Origin of the sequence: Kocuria rosea (genome assembly GCF_006094695.1) — a bacterium.
GTDB lineage: Bacteria > Actinomycetota > Actinomycetes > Actinomycetales > Micrococcaceae > Kocuria > Kocuria rosea.
In genome coordinates this window covers 1,995,913-2,013,715 of the sequence record NZ_CP035103.1, presented here as the reverse complement: position 1 = coordinate 2,013,715, position 17,803 = coordinate 1,995,913, and the positions used below count along the sequence as shown (strand labels likewise).

General features: G+C 73.9%; 16 protein-coding genes. 3 read left to right on the top strand and 13 right to left on the bottom strand.

Annotation, left to right across the window (positions count from 1 at the left end):
• Positions 1 to 63: 63 nt before the first annotated feature.
• From EQG70_RS09365 to EQG70_RS09320, 10 genes are all read right to left on the bottom strand, one after another.
• The gene (locus tag EQG70_RS09365) at positions 64 to 957 is read right to left on the bottom strand and encodes a shikimate dehydrogenase (protein WP_017832291.1); all 894 of its coding nucleotides are present in this window, start codon (positions 955 to 957) and stop codon (positions 64 to 66) included.
• Positions 948 to 2,171 carry an endolytic transglycosylase MltG gene (locus tag EQG70_RS09360; RefSeq protein ID WP_109269153.1) on the bottom strand — a complete coding sequence of 408 codons (1,224 nt, stop codon included), beginning with the start codon at positions 2,169 to 2,171 and terminating at the stop codon, positions 948 to 950. Before EQG70_RS09360 ends, EQG70_RS09365 begins: the two co-directional genes overlap by 10 nt.
• Positions 2,168 to 2,860, bottom strand: a complete 693-nt coding sequence (gene ruvX, locus EQG70_RS09355; RefSeq protein WP_109269152.1) for a Holliday junction resolvase RuvX — start codon at positions 2,858 to 2,860, stop codon at positions 2,168 to 2,170. The genes EQG70_RS09360 and ruvX overlap by 4 nt, the downstream gene beginning before the upstream one ends.
• The gene (gene alaS, locus EQG70_RS09350) at positions 2,857 to 5,553 is read right to left on the bottom strand and encodes an alanine--tRNA ligase (RefSeq protein WP_109269151.1); all 2,697 of its coding nucleotides are present in this window, start codon (positions 5,551 to 5,553) and stop codon (positions 2,857 to 2,859) included. Before alaS ends, ruvX begins: the two co-directional genes overlap by 4 nt.
• Positions 5,553 to 5,924, bottom strand: a complete 372-nt coding sequence (locus EQG70_RS09345; protein ID WP_109244404.1) for a hypothetical protein — start codon at positions 5,922 to 5,924, stop codon at positions 5,553 to 5,555. Before EQG70_RS09345 ends, alaS begins: the two co-directional genes overlap by 1 nt.
• A complete protein-coding gene (locus tag EQG70_RS09340; RefSeq protein ID WP_031282383.1) occupies positions 5,921 to 6,349 on the bottom strand; it encodes a DUF948 domain-containing protein in 429 nt (142 codons plus the stop codon). Before EQG70_RS09340 ends, EQG70_RS09345 begins: the two co-directional genes overlap by 4 nt.
• A 196-nt stretch (positions 6,350 to 6,545) precedes the next feature.
• Positions 6,546 to 7,178, bottom strand: coding sequence for a 30S ribosomal protein S4 (gene rpsD / locus EQG70_RS09335; protein ID WP_017832285.1), 633 nt, complete (start codon positions 7,176 to 7,178; stop codon positions 6,546 to 6,548).
• Positions 7,179 to 7,539: 361 nt separating this feature from the next.
• Positions 7,540 to 9,063, bottom strand: coding sequence for a glycerol kinase GlpK (glpK, locus tag EQG70_RS09330; RefSeq protein WP_109244405.1), 1,524 nt, complete (start codon positions 9,061 to 9,063; stop codon positions 7,540 to 7,542).
• Positions 9,064 to 9,118: 55 nt separating this feature from the next.
• A complete protein-coding gene (locus EQG70_RS09325) occupies positions 9,119 to 9,901 on the bottom strand; it encodes an MIP/aquaporin family protein (RefSeq protein WP_031282381.1) in 783 nt (260 codons plus the stop codon).
• Positions 9,902 to 10,013: 112 nt separating this feature from the next.
• A complete protein-coding gene (locus tag EQG70_RS09320; protein ID WP_095650959.1) occupies positions 10,014 to 11,813 on the bottom strand; it encodes a glycerol-3-phosphate dehydrogenase/oxidase in 1,800 nt (599 codons plus the stop codon).
• 68 nt (positions 11,814 to 11,881) lie between these two features.
• Between EQG70_RS09320 and EQG70_RS09315 the strand changes: the two genes are divergently transcribed.
• Positions 11,882 to 12,838, top strand: coding sequence for a sugar-binding transcriptional regulator (locus tag EQG70_RS09315; RefSeq protein WP_095650958.1), 957 nt, complete (start codon positions 11,882 to 11,884; stop codon positions 12,836 to 12,838).
• Between the two features lie 9 nt (positions 12,839 to 12,847).
• Here the strand turns inward: EQG70_RS09315 and EQG70_RS09310 are convergent, their stop codons facing one another.
• Positions 12,848 to 14,203, bottom strand: a complete 1,356-nt coding sequence (locus tag EQG70_RS09310) for a replication-associated recombination protein A (RefSeq protein WP_410200029.1) — start codon at positions 14,201 to 14,203, stop codon at positions 12,848 to 12,850.
• Positions 14,204 to 14,519: 316 nt separating this feature from the next.
• On the opposite strand from EQG70_RS09310, the gene EQG70_RS09305 reads away from it, so the two are divergent.
• Positions 14,520 to 15,824, top strand: coding sequence for a cation:proton antiporter (locus EQG70_RS09305; protein ID WP_109269149.1), 1,305 nt, complete (start codon positions 14,520 to 14,522; stop codon positions 15,822 to 15,824).
• Positions 15,825 to 15,846: 22 nt separating this feature from the next.
• Here the strand turns inward: EQG70_RS09305 and dtd are convergent, their stop codons facing one another.
• Positions 15,847 to 16,299, bottom strand: coding sequence for a D-aminoacyl-tRNA deacylase (gene dtd / locus EQG70_RS09300; protein WP_095650955.1), 453 nt, complete (start codon positions 16,297 to 16,299; stop codon positions 15,847 to 15,849).
• 55 nt (positions 16,300 to 16,354) lie between these two features.
• Between dtd and EQG70_RS09295 the strand changes: the two genes are divergently transcribed.
• Positions 16,355 to 16,954, top strand: coding sequence for a phosphoesterase PA-phosphatase (locus EQG70_RS09295; protein WP_109269148.1), 600 nt, complete (start codon positions 16,355 to 16,357; stop codon positions 16,952 to 16,954).
• Between the two features lie 17 nt (positions 16,955 to 16,971).
• Here EQG70_RS09295 and EQG70_RS09290 read toward each other — a convergent pair whose 3' ends face one another.
• Positions 16,972 to 17,598, bottom strand: a complete 627-nt coding sequence (locus EQG70_RS09290) for a maleylpyruvate isomerase N-terminal domain-containing protein (protein WP_109269147.1) — start codon at positions 17,596 to 17,598, stop codon at positions 16,972 to 16,974.
• Between the last annotated feature and the right edge of the window lie 205 nt (positions 17,599 to 17,803).

The window sequence follows — 17,803 nt, the reverse complement described above, 5'->3', positions numbered from 1 at the left end:
AACAACTCTTTCCGTTCGGGGTCTCGGCGACAGGGCCCCGCGGGGCGCGGCCGCCGACAGGTCTCAGGTGCGGGGCAGGGACGGGGCGGCGAGGATGGGCCGCCCCACGGCCGCGCACATCGCGGCGACCACGTCCTGCTCGCGGGGCAGGGGTGTGCCCGGATCGCGGCCGGTGAACAGGCGGATCTGGTCCACCGCCTGGAAGATCAGCATATCGAGTCCCGGGGCCACCGCTCCCCCGGCCCGGGACCAGGCCGCGGCCACCGCCGACGGCCACGGGTCGTAGGCGGCGTCCAGGAGGACGCCCGTGGTGGTCGGGGCGGCGGCCTCCAGCTGCGCCGCCAGCTCGTCCGCGCCGTGCGGCGGGAGGGTGGAGACGACCACGTCGTACGCGGCCAGGAGGCCCGGCGCCTCGTCCCACGCCCGCAGGTGCACGGGGATCCCGAGCCGGCGCCCCGCCTCGACGGCGCGCCCGGCGCGGGTGGCGGAGCGCACGAAGACGTCCACGGAGGCGGCCCCGAGCCGCTGCGCGGCGGCGACGGCGGCCGTGGCCGTGCCGCCCCCGCCGAGGACGGCGGCCCGGGGGACGGCCGGCACGGTGCCCGCCGCGAGCACCGCGCCCACGATGCCGGTGACGTCGGTGTTGTGGCCGAGCACCGTCCCGTCCGGGCGGAAGAGCAGGGTGTTGACCGCGCCCACCGCCGCCCCGAGGACCGTGAGCTCGTCCGCGCACGCGGCGGCCACCGACTTCAGGGGCATCGTCACCGACAGCCCGCGCCAGGCGGGGTCGGACCGGCGGGCGTCGACGAACGGCGGGAGCTGCTCCTCGACCAGGTCGTGGGCGTCGTAGTGCACGTTCTCGCCCAGCACCGCGTACGCGGCGCGGTGCAGGTCCGGGGACCTCGAGTGGCCGATGGGGTGGCCCACCACGGCGGCGCGGGCGGGACTCACCCGCACCGGCCCTCGTTCTCGCTGCACCACTGGTTGTACTCCTCCACGTACCCCAGGTGCTCCGCGTAGGTCTCGGCGAACTTCGTCTCGCCCGTGTCCAGGTCCACGGTCACCCAGAAGTAGTAGTCGTTGTCCTGCGGGTCGGCGGCCGCCGCGATGGCGGCGTCGCCCGGGGAGCCGATGGGGCCCACCGGCAGGCCGGGGTTGGCGAAGGTGTTGTACCGGTTGGACTCGTCGCGGCGCTCCTCCTCCGAGAAGTCGTAGCTGCGGCGGTCGAGGCCGTAGGTCACGGACGCGTCGGACTGGATGAACCCGGAGGTCTCGCCGTCGGGGTTCTCGAGCCGGTTCTCGATCGCGCCGGCCACCACGTCGTAGTGCTCGGGCTGGACCTCGAACTCGATGATCGAGCCGATGGTGAGCACCTCGAAGATCTGGTCCTCGTCGCTGATGCCGTTGTCGTCGAGGGTCGTGCGGGTGCGGTCCACCATCGTCTGCAGGATCTGCTCCGCCGTGGCGTCCGGCGGGAACCGGTACTCGCCCGGGTGCAGCCAGCCCTCGAGGGTGGGGAAGCGGTCCGGGATCCCGAACGTCGCCGTGTCCTCCCGGTAGGCCTCGAACTCGGAGACGGGGATGCCGGTGGACTCGCTGAGGATCCCGAACACGTCGGTCATGCGCAGGGTCCGGTTGACCGCCGCGTAGTGGCTGGCCTCGTCCTCCTCCATGAGCGCGTCCACGGCCGCCTCCGAGCTCATCTCCGTGCGCAGCTCGTACTCGCCGGGCTGGATGAACTGCTCGGCGTGCTCCTCCTGGTAGGTCTCGACGAACGTCTCGGCGTCCGCCACGATCCCCTGCGCCTCGAGGGCCACGGCGATCTGGCCGGTGGTGGCGCCGTCGGCCACGGAGAAGGTCACGGGGTCCTTGCCGTCGCCGCGGTAGTCGCGGACCTCGAACCACCGGAAGGTGGAGCCGAGCACGGACACCGTGATCAGCGCGGCGAGCAGGAACAGGGCGATGGCCGTGGTCAGGGAGACGCGGCCGCGGCGCCGGCGCTGCTTGACCTGCTCGGGGGTGAGCTCCTCGTGCTCGAAGACGCCGCGCAGGCCCGTGGAGGGCTCCCGCGAGGACGGGGCGTCCAGGAGGCTGCCCAGACCGCCGCCGGACGACTCCCGGGGCGCCTCGGGTCGGCGGGGCGCCGACTGGTCGTACGGATCGTCGCTCACGAATGCTCTCCGTCCGGATCGGTGGTCGTCAACGGTGCCGTGCGCGCCCGGTCGGGCGCTCCGGCGGTGTCCTCGGCGGTGTCCTCGGCCGTGTTCCCGGCTCCGGTGGACGACTCCCCGCGGCGGGCCGCGGCGGGACCCTGCCCGTCGCGGTCACCCCCATTATGCGGGACGGCGGGCGCCGCGGCGCCGGACACCGGCGGGTCCACCGGCGCGCCGGGCTCCGCCCCGGTCGCCCTGGCCCGGTCCACGGCGCTCTGCAGGATGGTGGCCGCGGCCACCTGGTCGACCTTGTCCATGTGGTCGCGGCGGGCGACCCCGGCCTCCAGCAGCGCCCGGTGGGCGTCCACGGTGCTGAGGCGCTCGTCGACCAGCCGCACCGGCACGTCGCGGCCCTTCACGCGCAGCCGCCGCGCGAGGGCCTCCGCGTAGTCGCGCGCCATCGCGGTCGAGGCGTTCTCCCCGCCGTCGAGGCTGCGGGGCAGCCCCACGTAGACGGCGACGACGTCGTGCTCCTGGACCAGGCCGGCCAGCAGCTTCACGTCGAAGCCCTTCCGGGGGTCGGGGTCGCGCCGCAGCGTGGTAAGCGGCGTGGCGAGGATGCCGTCGGGGTCGCACAGGGCGACCCCGACGCGGACGAGGCCGACGTCGACCCCCATCCGCCGTCCCCGGGCGTAGGCGTCGCTCACGCGGCGGCGCCGCCCGCCGCCCGGGCGATGTCGGCCAGCACCGCGTCCAGGGCGTCCCCCGTCTTGGCCGGGTCCTGCCCGCCGCCCTGGGCGATGTCGTCCTTGCCGCCGCCGCCGCCGCCGAGGACCTTGGCGGCCGTGCGCACGAGCCGGCCGGCCTGCACCCCGGCCGCGCGGGCGCCCTCGGTGGTCGCCACGAGGACCAGGGGACGGCTCTTGGCCGTGCCCGTGACGGCGACGACGAACGGCTCCGCCGTCATCCGGCCGCGCAGGTCGAGGGCGAGCGAGCGGACGTCGTCGGCCCCGGAGACCTCGCCCATGTCGTGGGTCAGGACCTTCACGGCGCCGACCTCCCGCACCCCGTCGAGCAGGGAGCCGGCCTGCGCCTGGAGCTTCTCGCGGCGCAGGACCGCGAGCTCCTTCTCGGCCGACTTCAGCTTCTCGAGGGTGCCTGCCAGGCGCTCGGGCAGCTCCGCGGAGGACTGCACCTTGAGCATGCCGGTGAGCTGGTGCACGAGGGTCCGCTCGGCGGCGAGGTGGCGGAACGAGTCCAGGCCCACGAGGGCCTCGACGCGGCGGTTGCCTGAGCCCACGGACTGCTCGGTGAGCAGGGTGAGCGAGCCGATCTGGGCGGTGCCGCCCACGTGCGTGCCGCCGCACAGCTCCCGGGACCAGGGTCCGTTCAGCTCGACCACGCGCACCCGGTCCCCGTACTTCTCGCCGAACAGGGACATGGCGCCCATGGCCTTGGCCTCGTCGAGGGCCATCTCCTGCGTGACGACCTCGTGGTTGGCGTGGATCGCCGCGTTGGAGACCTCCTCGATCTCCTGGCGCTGGGCCTCGGCGAGCCCCTCGCCCCACGCGAAGTCGAAGCGCAGGTACCCCTCCTTGTTGAAGGAGCCGCGCTGGACGGCCTCGGGGCCGAGGATGTCGTGCAGGGCCGCGTGGACGATGTGGGTGCCGGTGTGGGCGGCCTCGGCGGCGCGCCGCCGGGCGACGTCCACCTGGGCGAGCACGGTGGCCCCGGAGAGGGCCTCGCCCTCGCGCACGACCGCCTGGTGCACGGACAGCCCCTTCACGGGCTGCTGGACGTCGGTGACCTCGAGCACGAAGCCGTCGCCGCTGATGGTGCCCCGGTCGGCGGCCTGGCCGCCGGCCTCGGCGTAGAACGGTGTCTCGTCGAGGACGACCTCGACGTGCTCCCCGGCCGACGCGGCGGGGATGGTCACGCCGTCCTGCAGCAGGGCGCGCAGCACGGTCTCGTGGCCGAGCCGGGTGTAGCCGGTGAACACCGAGCCGCCCTCGTCGACGAGCCGGCGGAACACCGAGAGGTCGGCGTGGGCGCCCTTCTTGGCGCGGGCGTCCTGCTGGGCGCGGTGGCGCTGCTCCTCCATGAGACCGCGGAACGCCGTCTCGTCCACCTGGACCCCGGCCTCCGCGGCCATCTCGAGGGTCAGGTCGATGGGGAAGCCGTAGGTGTCGTGCAGGGCGAAGGCCTCCGCGCCGGAGACGGCCTGGCCCTGGCGCCGGGCGCCGGCCACGGCCTCGTTGAGCCGGGTGGTGCCGGACTCGATGGTCTTCAGGAACGCCCGCTCCTCGGCGTAGGCGATCCGGGAGATCCGCTCGAAGTCCTCGGCCACGTAGGGGTAGACGCCGCGCATGGCGTCCCGGGAGGCGGGCAGCAGCACGGGCAGGCAGGGCTCGGTGACGCCCATCAGGCGCATCGCGCGGATCGCGCGGCGCAGCAGGCGGCGCAGGATGTACCCGCGGCCCTCGTTGGACGGGCTCACGCCGTCGGCGATGAGCATCAGCGAGGAGCGGACGTGGTCGGCGACCACGCGCATCCGCACGTCGTCGTCGTAGCCCTCCTCCCCCGGCTTCTCGGAGCCGTGGTACCGCTTCCCCGAGAGCTCGGACGCCCTGTCCAGGACGGGGCGGACCTGGTCGGTCTCGTAGAAGTTCTCGACGTCCTGCAGCAGCATGGCGAGGCGCTCGACGCCGAGGCCGGTGTCGATGTTCTGCTCGGGGAGGTCGCCCAGGATCTCGTAGTCCTTGCCCGAGCCCTCACCGCGCTGGTACTGCATGAAGACGAGGTTCCAGATCTCGATGTACCGGTCGTCGTCGACGGCCGGGCCGCCCTCCCGGCCGTACCGGGGGCCGCGGTCGTAGAAGATCTCCGAGTCGGGGCCCGCGGGGCCGGGCTGGCCGGTGTCCCAGTAGTTCTCGTCCCGGCCCAGCCGCTGGATCCGCTCGGCGGGCACCCCCACGGTGTCCTTCCAGAGCGTGTAGGACTCCTCGTCGCCCTCGTAGACGGTCACCCACAGCCGGTCCGGGTCCAGACCGAAGCCGCCCTTCTCGAGCGGGCTGGTGAGCAGCTCCCACGCCATGGGGATGGCCCGCTCCTTGAAGTAGTCGCCGAAGGAGAAGTTGCCGGCCATCTGGAAGAACGTGCCGTGCCGGGCGGTCTTGCCCACCTCGTCGATGTCGAGGGTGCGGATGCACTTCTGGATGGACGTGGCGCGCCGGTAGGGGGCGGTCTCCTGGCCGAGGAAGTACGGGATGAACGGGACCATGCCCGCGATCGTGAACATGGCACCCGGCTGGGAGGAGATCAGCGAGGCGGAGGGCACCACGGTGTGGCCCTGGCCTTCGAAGTAGTCCAGCCAGCGCTTGGTGATTTCCTGAGAGAGCATTACCGGTGCTTTCCTTCGCGTTCGGTCGAGGGGTCGGTGGGCTCCGCCGCGGCCCCGGCCGCGCCGGGGGCGGCGGTGCCGTCCAGCACCGGCGGGGCGGTGCGGCCGGCGGCGAGACGGCCGGCCTGCGGCCGGGGGGCGGCGACGCCGAAGGACTCGCGCAGCTCGGCCTCGCGCTCGTCCATGCCCGCGCGCACGGTGGCGGCGAAGCGGTAGAGCCGGGAGCGCCAGTCCCCGGGGCGGGGCGCGCGCGCGGCGCCGCTGCCGCCCGGCACGGAGAGGTCCTGGCCGGGTGACCGGGCGAGGCGGGTGGCGGCGGCGCCGAGCACGCCGCCGGCGGCCACGAGGGCGAGCCGGCCCCAGAAGCTCATGGCCGGTCCTCCCCCGGGGCGCCGGGGGCCTGCTCGTCGGCGGCCCCGAAGCGGTCGGCCCGGTGGGAGCCGTGCGGGGCGGTGTCGCCCGTGAACGCCCGGCGGACGCCGTGCGAGAACGCGGCGACCTTGATCAGCGGCTGGCCCACGGTGGAAGCCACCAGGGAGGACAGCGCGGAGACGTTCGCGGAGGCGTCGGAGACGTTGGTCGTGATCCCGTCCACCTTCTCGAGCTGCGAGTTGGTGGTCGAGACGGTGCGGGTGACCTCGTCGATGAGGGGGACGGTCTCGTTGTTGAGCGAGCGGATCGTCAGCCGCAGCTCGTCGAAGACCTTGCCGAGCTTGAGGATCGGCACCGCGAGCAGGAGCACCAGCACGGCGAACACCCCCGCGGCGAGCAGTCCTGCGATTTCTCCACCGGTCATGGGGCGGCGCGCTCCTTGCTGGTCGGGTCGGGGGGGGCCGGGGCGGCAGGACCGCCCGGGCGTGCGGGGACGGGCACCGGCGCGGTGCCCGGGGATCAACTGTACCGAACGGAAGAGCCCGCGGCGCAGGCGCCGCGGGCTCTCCGCAGGGAAGGCCCTGCCCCGGGGGGGGTCCCGGCGGCAGGAGCCCGCAGGATCAGGCCATGCGGGCGTAGTACTCCACCACGAGCTGCTCCTCGCAGGTCACGGGGACCTCGGCGCGCTTGGGCTTGCGGACCAGCTTGGCCTGCAGCTTCTCGATCTGCACGTCGAGGTAGCCCGGGGTGTCGGGCAGCACGGCCTGGTGCGCGCCGGCGGCGGCGACCTGGAAGGGCACCATCTTCTCCGACTTGGCGTGCACGTGGATCAGCTGACCCTCCTTGACCTGGTAGGAGGGGCGGTCCACCCGCTCGCCGTCCACCAGGATGTGGCGGTGCACGACCATCTGGCGGGCCTGGGCCATGGTCCGGGCGAAGCCGGAGCGCAGGACCAGGGCGTCCAGGCGGGACTCCAGCAGGGCGACCAGGTTCTCACCGGTCTGCCCCTCCTGGCGCTTGGCCTCGACGTAGGCGATGTGCATCTGCTTCTCGCGGATGTTGTACTGCGCCCGGAGACGCTGCTTCTCGCGCAGCCGGACGGCGTAGTCCGAGTCTGCCTTCCGGCGGGCACGGCCGTGCTCGCCGGGGCCGTAGGGACGGCGCTCGAAGTACTTCTCGGCCTTCGGGGTCAGGGCGATCCCGAGGGCGCGGGACTTGCGCACCTGGCGGCGCGCACGCGTGTTGTTAGCCACGTTTACCTTTCACAATGCGGTGCCCTCCCCCGTCCGGCGTGCGGTGCGGGGGGAGCGTGTTCTGTTCGGTCCGGCCTCCGAGGACGGGATCGGTCCCGCCGGAGAGGTGAGGATCAGCCGCAATCCTCCTGTCCTGCAAGCGCCGTGGCCGCGCGCCGCGCACCGTGGTTGAGGCGGTGCGCCGGTCGTGCGGGAGCACGGGCCTTGCCGGCCGACGTCCTACTATAGCGTGTGCGGGGCCGTGGCGCGCCCCGGGGTGCTCGCGGTGCGGGCCGGCCCCCGTCCCGGTCCCGGCGCGCCGGAGCGCCGCCCGGGAGCCCCGGACGGCGCTCCGGCGCACGAGCCCTCGGCGCGGACGCGGTCAGTCGACGTCCTCGTCCACCCAGTCGAAGGTCTTGGTGACGGCCTTCTGCCAGTTGCGGAACAGCCGGCCGCGCTCGGCGTCCTCCATCTGCGGCTCCCAGCGCTTGTTCTCGGCCCAGTTCGCGGTGACCTCCTCCGTCCCGGACCAGAAGCCGACGGCGATGCCCGCGGCGTAGGCGGCGCCGAGGGCCGTGGTCTCGGTGACCTCCGGGCGGATCACCGGGACCCCGAGCTGGTCCGCCTGGAACTGCATGAGCAGCTCGTTGGCGGTCATCCCGCCGTCCACCTTGAGCTCGGTGATGTCCACCCCGGCGTCGGCGTTCATCGCCTCGACCACCTCGCGGGACTGGTAGGCCGTGGCCTCCAGGGCGGCCCGGGCGATGTGGGCCTTGTTGACGTAGCGAGTCAGGCCCACCAGGGCGCCGCGGGCGTCCGAGCGCCAGTACGGGGCGAACAGGCCGCTGAAGGCCGGGACGAAGTAGGCCCCGCCGTTGTCCTCGACCGACGCGGCCAGGGACTCGACCTGCGGTGCTGAGGAGAGGATGCCCAGGTTGTCGCGCAGCCACTGGACCAGGGACCCGGTCACGGCGATGGAGCCCTCCAGGGCGTAGACGGCGTCCTGGTCGCCGATCTTGTAGCACACCGTGCTCAGCAGCCCGTTCTCCGAGTGCACCACCTCGGTGCCCACGTTCATCAGCACGAAGCTGCCTGTGCCGTAGGTGTTCTTGCCCATGCCCTTCTCGAAGCACGCCTGCCCGAACATCGCGGCCTGCTGGTCGCCGAGGATGCCGGCGATCGGCACGTCCTTGAGGAAGCCGCGGGTGCGGCCCTTGCCGTAGACCTCGGAGGAGGAGCGGATCTCGGGCAGCATCGACGTGGGGATGCCCATGTCGGCGCAGATCTCCTCGTTCCAGTCGAGGGTCGCCAGGTTCATCAGCATGGTGCGCGAGGCGTTGGTGACGTCGGTGACGTGCACCCCGCCGTCCACGCCGCCCGTCATGTTCCACACCAGCCAGGAGTCGGTGTTGCCCATGAGCAGGTCCCCGCGCTCGGCCCGCTCCCGGGCGCCGTCCACGTTGTCCAGGATCCACTTGACCTTCGGGCCCGAGAAGTAGCTGGCCAGCGGCAGGCCCACCCGGTCCTTGTACCGGTCCGGGCCGACCTCCCCGCCGAGCTCCTCGGCGATCTTCTGGGTGCGGGTGTCCTGCCAGACGATGGCGTTGTAGACGGGCTCCCCGGTGGTGCGGTCCCAGACCACGGTGGTCTCGCGCTGGTTGGTGATGCCCACGGCGGCCAGGTCCCGGGCGTTGATCTCGGCGGAGGCCTCGGCGTCGGCGACGACCTTGCGGACGTTGCGCCAGATCTCCATGGGGTCGTGCTCCACCCAGCCTGCGCGCGGGAAGATCTGCTCGTGCTCGAGCTGGCCGGTGCTGACGATCGTGCCCCGGTGGTCGAAGATGATCGCGCGGGAGCTCGTGGTGCCCTGGTCGATGGCCATGACGTACTTGGTGTCGGTGCTCATGGGTGGTCCCTCACTTCGTTGTGGTGTCGTGGACGGGTCGGTGGTGGTGCGGGCGTCAGGCGGGAACGTTGGCGTACAGCTGGTAGAAGCCGCCGGCGAGCACGGCGCCGATGAGCGGGCCCACGACCGGGACCCAGGCGTAGGCCCAGTCGCTGGAGCCCTTCCCGCGGATGGGCAGCACGGCGTGGGCGATGCGCGGACCGAGGTCACGGGCGGGGTTGATGGCGTAGCCCGTGGGCCCGCCGAGGCTCGCGCCGATGCCGACCACGAGCAGCGCCACGGCCAGCGGCCCGATCTCCGAGGGCGTGTTGCCGAAGAGCAGGATCACGATGACGAGGACGAACGTGCCGATCACCTCGGTGACCACGTTCCAGCCGTAGGAGCGCACGGCCGGGCCGGTGGCGAAGACCCCGAGCTTGGTCGCCGCGTCGATCTCCTCGTCGAAGTGCTTCTTGTAGGCGAGGAAGGCCAGCACGGCGCCCAGGAAGGCGCCGATCAGCTCACCGGCGAAGTAGACGAGCGTGCTGACGAGGGTGACGGCCACCCCGGGGGCGTACTCCTCGGCGCCGCTGGCCCACAGCCCCACGGTCACGGCGGGGTTGATGTGCGCACCGGACTGCCAGGCGACGTAGACGCCGGCGAACACCGCCAGGCCCCAGCCGAAGTTGACCATCAGGAACCCGCCGCCGAGTCCCTTGGACCTCGGCAGTGCGACGTTGGCGACCACGCCGGCGCCGAGCAGGATCAGCATCGCGGTGCCCGCGACCTCGGACCAGAAGACGGTGGACAGGGAGATGGGCACGGTGGGCGCGACGGCCTGTACCACTGCGTTCGACATCGACAGCACTGCGACTCCTCAGGTGGTGCGGATTGGATGGACCGGCCGCCCGTCGGGGACGGCCGGTGGGGGGTGGGGTCGGGGGACGGGGCTCGGTGGGACGGGTGGGCGCTCAGGCCTCGGAGGGGCGCACGAGCTCCAGGACGTCGGGGGCCGCCGCCCGTGCGGCGGCGGCCGCGGTGTCGTCCGGGGTCCTCGCGGCCTCGTCCTCCGCCGCGCAGCGGAGCCGGTAGGCCTCGACCTCGGCCCCCCGCCGCCGGTCGTCCCAGCCGAGGGCCTCGGCCGCGAGGTCCGCGATCTCCTCGACCGCGTCGAGACCGTGGCGGGCCTGCTCCCACGTGAGCCGGGTGCGCGTGTCGAAGATGTCCTCGAGGTGCAGCGCGCCCTCGTGGGTGCAGGCGTGCACGATCTCCGCCCGCAGGTAGGCCGGGGCCCCCTCCAGGGGGCGGCCCAGGTCGGGGCGGTCCTCCACGAGCTCGGCGATCTCGGTGATCGCCGACCCGTAGCGGCCGAGCAGGTGCTGCACCCGCTCCTCGTTCCAGTCGTGCCGGGCGCCCAGGCTGCCGGCCTGGTGGCTGAGCGCGAGATAGCCCTCCGCGCCCAGCAGCGGAGTGCGGTCGGTGACCGAGGGCACGGCCTTGGCCCGCTCCTCCCCCAGGGCGAGATCCACGGCGTCCTCGGCCATCACCCGGTAGGTGGTGAGCTTGCCCCCGGCGATCGTGATCAGCCCGGGGGCGACCTCGGTCACGGTGTGCTCGCGGGAGATCTTCGTGGACTGCGCGTCCCCGCCGCCCTTCTTCGTCCCGGGCTGCAGCAGCGGACGCAGCCCGGCGTACGTGCCGATCACGTCCTCGCGGGTGAGCGGCCGGTCGAGGACCACGTTGGCGTGGTCGATGACGTAGTCGATGTCCTCCGCGGTGGCCACCGGGTTGACGAGGTCCTGGTGGTAGGGGGTGTCGGTGGTGCCGATGATCCAGTACCGCGCCCACGGGATGATGAAGAGCACGGACTTCTCGGTCTGCAGGATCAGCCCGCTCTCGCCGCGGATCCGCTCGCGGGGCACGATGATGTGGATGCCCTTGGAGGCGAGCACCTTCAGCCCGCCCTCGGCGTGGGCCAGGTCCTGGGTCTGCTCGGTCCAGACCCCGGTGGCGGCGATGACGGTCTTCGCCCGCACCGTGTGCTCCGCCCCCGTCTCGAGGTCGCGCACGGTGGCGCCGACCACCCGGCCGGTCTCGTCCGTGGGGAAGGACACGGCCCGCGTGCGGTTCGCGGCGAGCGCGCCGTAGCGCACGGCGGTGCGCACGATGGTGACGACGAGGCGGGCGTCGTCGACCTGGCCGTCCCAGTACTTGACGGCGCCGACCATGGAGCCGGGCTTGATGTCCGGGAAGACCCGCTGGACGCCCTTGAAGCTGTAGTGCCGCTGGTAGGGCAGGGTCGCGACCTTGGCGCCGATGTGGGCGAGGGCGTCGTAGAGGCCGATCCCGGCGGTGACGTAGGGCCGCTCCCAGAAGCGGTGGGTCAGCGGGTAGAGGAAGGGCACGGGCTTGACGAGGTGGGGGGCGAGGAAGTCCAGGAGCAGCTCGCGCTCGCGCAGCGCCTCGGAGACGAGCTTGAAGTCGAGCTGCTGGAGGTAGCGCAGGCCGCCGTGGACGAGCTTGGAGGACCACTGCGAGGTGCCGCCGGCCCAGTCCTGGGCCTCGACGATGCCGGTGCGCAGTCCGCGGGTCACGGCGTCCAGGGCGATGCCGGCGCCGGTGATGCCGCCACCGACCACGAGGACGTCGAGCTCGGGGCCGTCGGAGAACTCGGCGAGTGCGCGGTCCCGTTCGGCGCTGGAGAGGGTGGGGTGGGCCATGGTGGGGAACTCCTCGGGGCGGGTGGTTGCGGTCGGGAAGGTGCTCTGCATCACACTCTGTCCTGGGTTGCACCTATGCTCAAAGCAAATGAACGGACGTGCAGGGAAGGGAGGGTCACATGCACGGTGATGCCGAGCTCCACCACGCGGCGGAGCTGTACTACGTGCAGGGCATGACGATGGAGGCGGTGGCGGACCGCTTCGGGGTCTCCCGCCCCACGGTCTCGCGGATGCTGCAGGCCGCCCGGGAGCGGGGCATCGTGCGGATCAGCCTCGCGGCTCCCCCGGACGCGGGACACGACCTGTCCCACCGGCTCCGGGAGGCCTTCGGGGTGACGGTGCACGTGGCGGGCACGCCGCGCACGGCCACGGAGCCGCAGCGGCTGGAGTCCGTGGCCCGGGCCGCGGCGGGACTGCTGGGCGACTGGTTCGGGGACGGGATGACGCTGGCGGTCGCCTGGGGGATCACGACCTCCGCGATCGGGGGCCACCTGCAGCCGAAGGCCACGCGGGACGCGGTGGTCGTGCAGATGAACGGCGCGGTCAGCGCCCGTTCCACGGGGGCGGCGCAGTCCTCGGCGCTGCTCGGGCAGATGTCGGCGGCCTTCGGGGCCGCGCTGCTGCCCTTCCCCGCCCCCGCGTTCTTCGACCAGGAGGAGACGCGGCGGCTGATGTGGCAGGAGTCCTCGGTGCGGCGGGTGCTGGCGGTGCGCAACGCGGCGGACCTGGCGGTGTTCAGCGTGGGGGCCTTCCGCGGTCCGATGATCTCCCAGGTGTACACCAGCGGCTACCTGCCGGAGGACGCGCTCCGGGAGCTGTCCGCGCACCGGGTGGTCGGCGACGTGTGCACGGTCTTCCTGCGGGAGGACGGAACCTACGCCGACATCGACTACAACCGGCGGGCGAGCGGGCCCACGCCCATGGAGCTGCGGCGGATCCCGCGCCGGCTGTGCGTGGTGGCGGGGGACCACAAGGTGCCGGGCGTGGTGGGCGCCCTGCGGGCGGGCGTAGTCACGGACCTGCTCATCGACGAGCGCACGGCCGCGTCGGTGGTGCGCCACCTGTTCGGCCGCTGAGCCCGGCGGTCACCGGCCCCGGACGATGCCCCGCAGGATCTCGAGGCGGTGGGCGATCTCGCGCTCGCGGCCGTGCTCGGTGGGCCGGTAGTAGTCGGTGCCCACGAGCTCGTCGGGCGGGTACTGCTGGGCGGCCACGCCGTTGGGCTCGTCGTGGGAGTAGACGTAGCCCCGGCCGTGACCGAGCTGGCCCGCGCCGGGGTAGTGGGCGTCGCGCAGGTGGAGCGGGACGGGTCCGGCCCGGCCGGCGCGGACGTCGGCGATCGCCTCGTTGATCGCCGTGTAGGCGGCGTTGGACTTCGGGGCGGTCGCCAGGTGCGCCACGGCCTGGGCCAGCGGGATCCGCCCCTCGGGCATGCCGATGAGCTGCACGGCGTCGGCGGCCGCCACCGCGGTCTGCAGGGCGGTCGGGTCGGCGGTGCCGATGTCCTCGGAGGCGGAGATGATGAGCCGGCGGGCGATGAACCGCGGGTCCTCCCCCGCCTCGATCATCCGGGCCAGGTAGTGCATCGCGGCGTCGACGTCGGAGCCGCGGATCGACTTGATGAACGCGCTGACCACGTCGTAGTGCTGGTCGCCGTTCTTGTCGTAGCGCAACGCCGCCCGGTCGAGGGCCTCCTCGGCGTGCTCCCGGGTGATCACCGGCACCGGCCGCGCGCGGTCCCCGCCGTCGCCCCCGTCCGTGTCCCCGCCGTCGCCCCCGCCGGTGTCCCCGTCCGTGTCGTGGCCGTCCGGCTGCTCCGAGAACGCGACCCCGGCGGCGGCCTCGAGAGAGGTCAGGGCCTTGCGGGCGTCCCCGCCGCACAGGTCCAGGAGGTGCTCGCGGGCCTCCGCGGCGAGCTCCACCTCGCCGTTCAGTCCCCGGGGGTCGGCGACGGCCCGGTCCAGCAGCGCCCCGATGTCGGCGCGCTCCAGCGGCTGCAGCGTGAGCAGCAGCGAGCGCGAGAGCAGCGGCGAGATCACCGAGAAGGACGGGTTCTCCGTGGTGGCCGCGACCAGCACCACCCACTGGTTCTCCACCCCGGGCAGCAGCGCGTCCTGCTGGGCCTTGGTGAAGCGGTGGATCTCGTCGAGGAACAGCACCGTGGTGCGCCCGTGCAGGTCCCGGTCCGTGAGCGCCTCGTCCATCACCTTCCGCACGTCCTTGACGCCGGCGGTGATCGCGGAGAGCTCCACGAACTTCCGGGACACGCCCCGGGCGATCACGTGGGCCAGGGTGGTCTTGCCCGTGCCCGGGGGGCCCCACAGGATGATCGACGACGGTCCCGCCGGCCCCCGGTCCTCCCCCGCCAGCACCTGCAGCGGGGAGCCGGGCTTGAGCAGGTGCTGCTGGCCCACGATCTCGTCGAGGCGGCGCGGGCGCATCCGCACCGCCAGCGGCGCCCGGGAGCGGGTGCGCCGCGCCCGGCCGGCCGGGCGGGCGGCACGGTCCGCCCCGTCCCCGGCGGCGCGGGGACCGGGGTCGGGGGCGTCGAGGTCGTCGAAGAGGGAGCCGGTCACCCCCTCAGGCTAGCGGCTGCGCCCGTCGCGGCCTGTCGGACGAGGGGGCACAGGGCGTACGATCAGCACGCTGATCACGTCGGTGCCGGCGGCGGGCGCGCTCCGCCCGGCGACGGCCACGACCACTGCGGCGCGGGGTCCACCGGGGATCCCGCCCGGCCGTTCCAGGAATGAGGTACCGGTGTTCGAGGCCCCGAGTCTGCTCTTCGCCGCCGCCGGGCTCGCCGTGTTCGCGGCCGCCCTGCTGCCCCGCCTGCTCGTGCGGGCCCCCGTGTCGATGCCCATGGTGTTCCTGGCCGCCGGGGTGGTGATCTTCGCCCTGGCCGACACCCTGCCCGACCCGGACCCGGTGGCCCACAGCGCCGTCACCCTGCACCTGAGCGAGATCTGCGTCATCGTCTCGCTGATGGGCGCCGGGCTGGCCCTGGACCGCCCGCTGGGCTTCCGGCGCTGGGCCACGACCTGGCGGCTGCTGGGGATCGCCATGCCCCTGAGCCTGCTCGGGGCGGCCCTGCTGGGCTGGTCGGTGCTGGGGCTGAGCGCGGCCGGCGCCGTGCTCGTGGCCGCGGCGCTGGCCCCCACCGACCCGGTCCTGGCCTCCGAGGTCCAGGTCGGGGAGCCCTCGGAGTCGCAGGAGGACCTCGAGGGCGAGGACGAGGTCCGTTTCGGGCTCACCTCCGAGGCGGGGCTCAACGACGGCCTGGCCTTCCCGTTCGTCTACCTCGCCATCGCCCTGAGCGTGGTGGGCACCGCTCCCGGCGCGTGGCTGCCGCACTTCCTGACCGTGGACGTGGCCTGGCGGATCGCGGTCGGGTGTCTCGCCGGGGTCCTGGTGGGCCTGCTCCTGCGGCGGCTCTTCTTCCGCTCCCCGCTCGACAGCGTCCGCACGACCGCGCAGACCGAGGGGTTCGTGGCCCTGGCGGCCACCTTCCTCACCTACGGTCTGACCGAGATGGTCGAGGGCTACGGGTTCATCGCCGTGTTCGTGTGCGCGGTGACCATCCGGGCGGGCGAGCGGGTGCACGGCGCCCACGGCGTGCTGCACAGCTACATCGAGCAGCTCGAGCGGCTGCTCACCGTGGTGGTGCTCGTGCTCCTGGGCGGCGCCGTGGCCCGGGGGCTGCTCGCCGGGCTGACCTGGCGGGAGGTGCTCGTCGCGGCGGCCTTCCTGCTGCTGGTGCGCCCCCTCGCCGGCTGGATCAGTCTGCTCGGCGGCCGGACCGGACCGTGGGAGCGCGGCGTGCTCGCCTTCTTCGGCGTGCGCGGCATCGGCTCGGTCTACTACCTCGCCTACGCCCTGTCCGAGGGCGAGTTCGCCGCGGAGGGCCAGGCCCTGTGGCGCATCGTGGGGCTGGTGATCGTCGGCTCGGTCCTGCTGCACGGGGTCACCGCGGGGCCCGTCATCGCGGCCCTCGACCGCGCCCGGGAGCGGAAGGCCCGCGAGGAGACGGGCTCCGAGGAGGCCGCTCCCCGCACGGCGATCTGACGGCCCGCGCCGGGCCCCGGTCTCAGCCCCGCCGGGGCCGTTCCAGCTCGGCGCTGTCCAGGACCAGGGTGAACGGGCCGTCGTTGACGAGCTCCACCTGCATCGCCGCCCCGAAGCGGCCGGTCGCCACGCGCGCGCCGAGCTCCCGCAGCGCGGCGACGTACGCCTCGAACACGGGTTCCGAGACGGGGCCGGGCGCGGCGGCCGACCACGAGGGGCGCCGGCCCCGGCGGGCGTCGCCGTAGAGGGTGAACTGGCTGACGGCGAGCACCGGGGCGCCGAGGTCGGCGCAGGACCGCTCGCCCTCCAGGAGCCGCAGCGTCCAGGTCTTCTCGGCGAGCTTCGCGGCCGTCGCGGCGTCGTCGTCGTGGGTCACGCCCACCAGGGCCAGCAGCCCCGGCTCCTCGACGGCCCCCACGACCTCTCCTCCGACGGTCACGGCGGCCCGGGACACTCTCTGCAGAACGATGCGCATGGGCCCCAGTCCACCACAGGACCGGGCGCACCCGGGGCCCCGCTAGCCTCGTCCCATGACCGCCGCGCGCAGCACGCCCCGACCGAGCACCCTGGTGGCCGAGGTGTTCGCGCCCGCCCCGCTGGTGCTGTCCCTGCTGGTGCTCGCCGGCTGGTCGGGGGCCGGGTGGTCCGGGGCCCTGTGGGGTCTGGGGACGGCGGTGGTCGTGGCGTCGCTGCCGATGCTCGTGCTGCGGGTGCTGGCCCGGCGCGGGCGGGTGGACGGGCACTTCGTGCGCGCCCGGGCCCAGCGGCTGCCGGTCTACGCCGCCACGGGGGTGCTCACGGCCCTCGTGGTGGTCGCCGAGCTCGCGCTCGGAGTCCCTCCGGTGGTGCCGGTGACCGCGGCGTTCGTGCTGCTGGGCCTGCTGGTGCTGCTGGTCGTGACCCTGTGGTGGAAGGTCTCCGCCCACGTGGCGATGGCCGCGTGCTGGGCCGTGGGGCTCGGCGTCCTCAGTACCCCGTGGGCGGCGCTGGTTGCGGCGCCGGTGCCGGTCGCGGTGGCCGTCTCGCGGGTGCGCACCGGGGACCACACCCCGGCGCAGACGGTCGTCGGGGCCCTGATCGGCGTGCTCGTCGCGCTGGGCTGGGCGTCGGCCGCGCGCACGGTGCTCTGACCGGCGCCCGGGCCGGTTCAGCCCAGGACCGAGAAGCCCGGGGGCAGCGGCCGCCGGCCCGTGAGCGCCAGCAGGATCCCGGGCAGGTGCCCGCCGTGGGCGGCGAGCTCCAGCGCCGTCCGTCCGGCGTCGGCCAGGACGTGCTCGGGGGGTCTCCGGTCCAGCCCGCAGGCCCCGGCGACGTCCAGGCCGTGGACCGCCAGCTCGAACGTGCGGGTGGGCACGTAGGCGCGCAGCCGGGTGCCGCCCACCAGGGTGCGGATCAGCGGGTCCTCGTCGACGGGCACCTGCGCCAGGGCGTCCCGGGCCCGGTCCAGCGAGGCCCGGACGGTGGCGGACGGATGCCGGCCGAGCTCGCGGCCGGCGGCGACGCCCCGGGCCTCGACCTCAGCGGGGTCCGTGGCCGCGGCGGAGAGCGCGTAGTACTGGGCCGTGCCGGTGCAGGTCTCGTCGTCGGCGGGGACCGTGAGATAGGTGCCGAGCGTGACGAGCGCGCGGTGGGTGTGCCCCACGAGCGCCCGGACGTCCCAGGCGCCCAGGCCCGGCCGGGTCCAGTGGTGCGGGCGGATCTCCCCGACGAGGTCGGCGAACCAGGCCCCGGCGTCGAGGAGGGCGGTGCGGGCGGCGGCGGGATCACGGCTCATGGGCTCCCCTGGGTGCTCGGCGCGGGGGCGGGTCCGGTCGGCGGGATCCGGCCCCGGAGGTGCCCGAAGCCTACTGCGCGGCGACGGCGGAAGGGCCGATGTTGCGCCTGGTTGCGCCCGCACATCCGGCGGCGGGGCGCCGGCGGCGCGCGGGGTCCGGGACACGGGCCGGGGCGGGGCGCCCGGACGGGGCCGGGACGTCGTA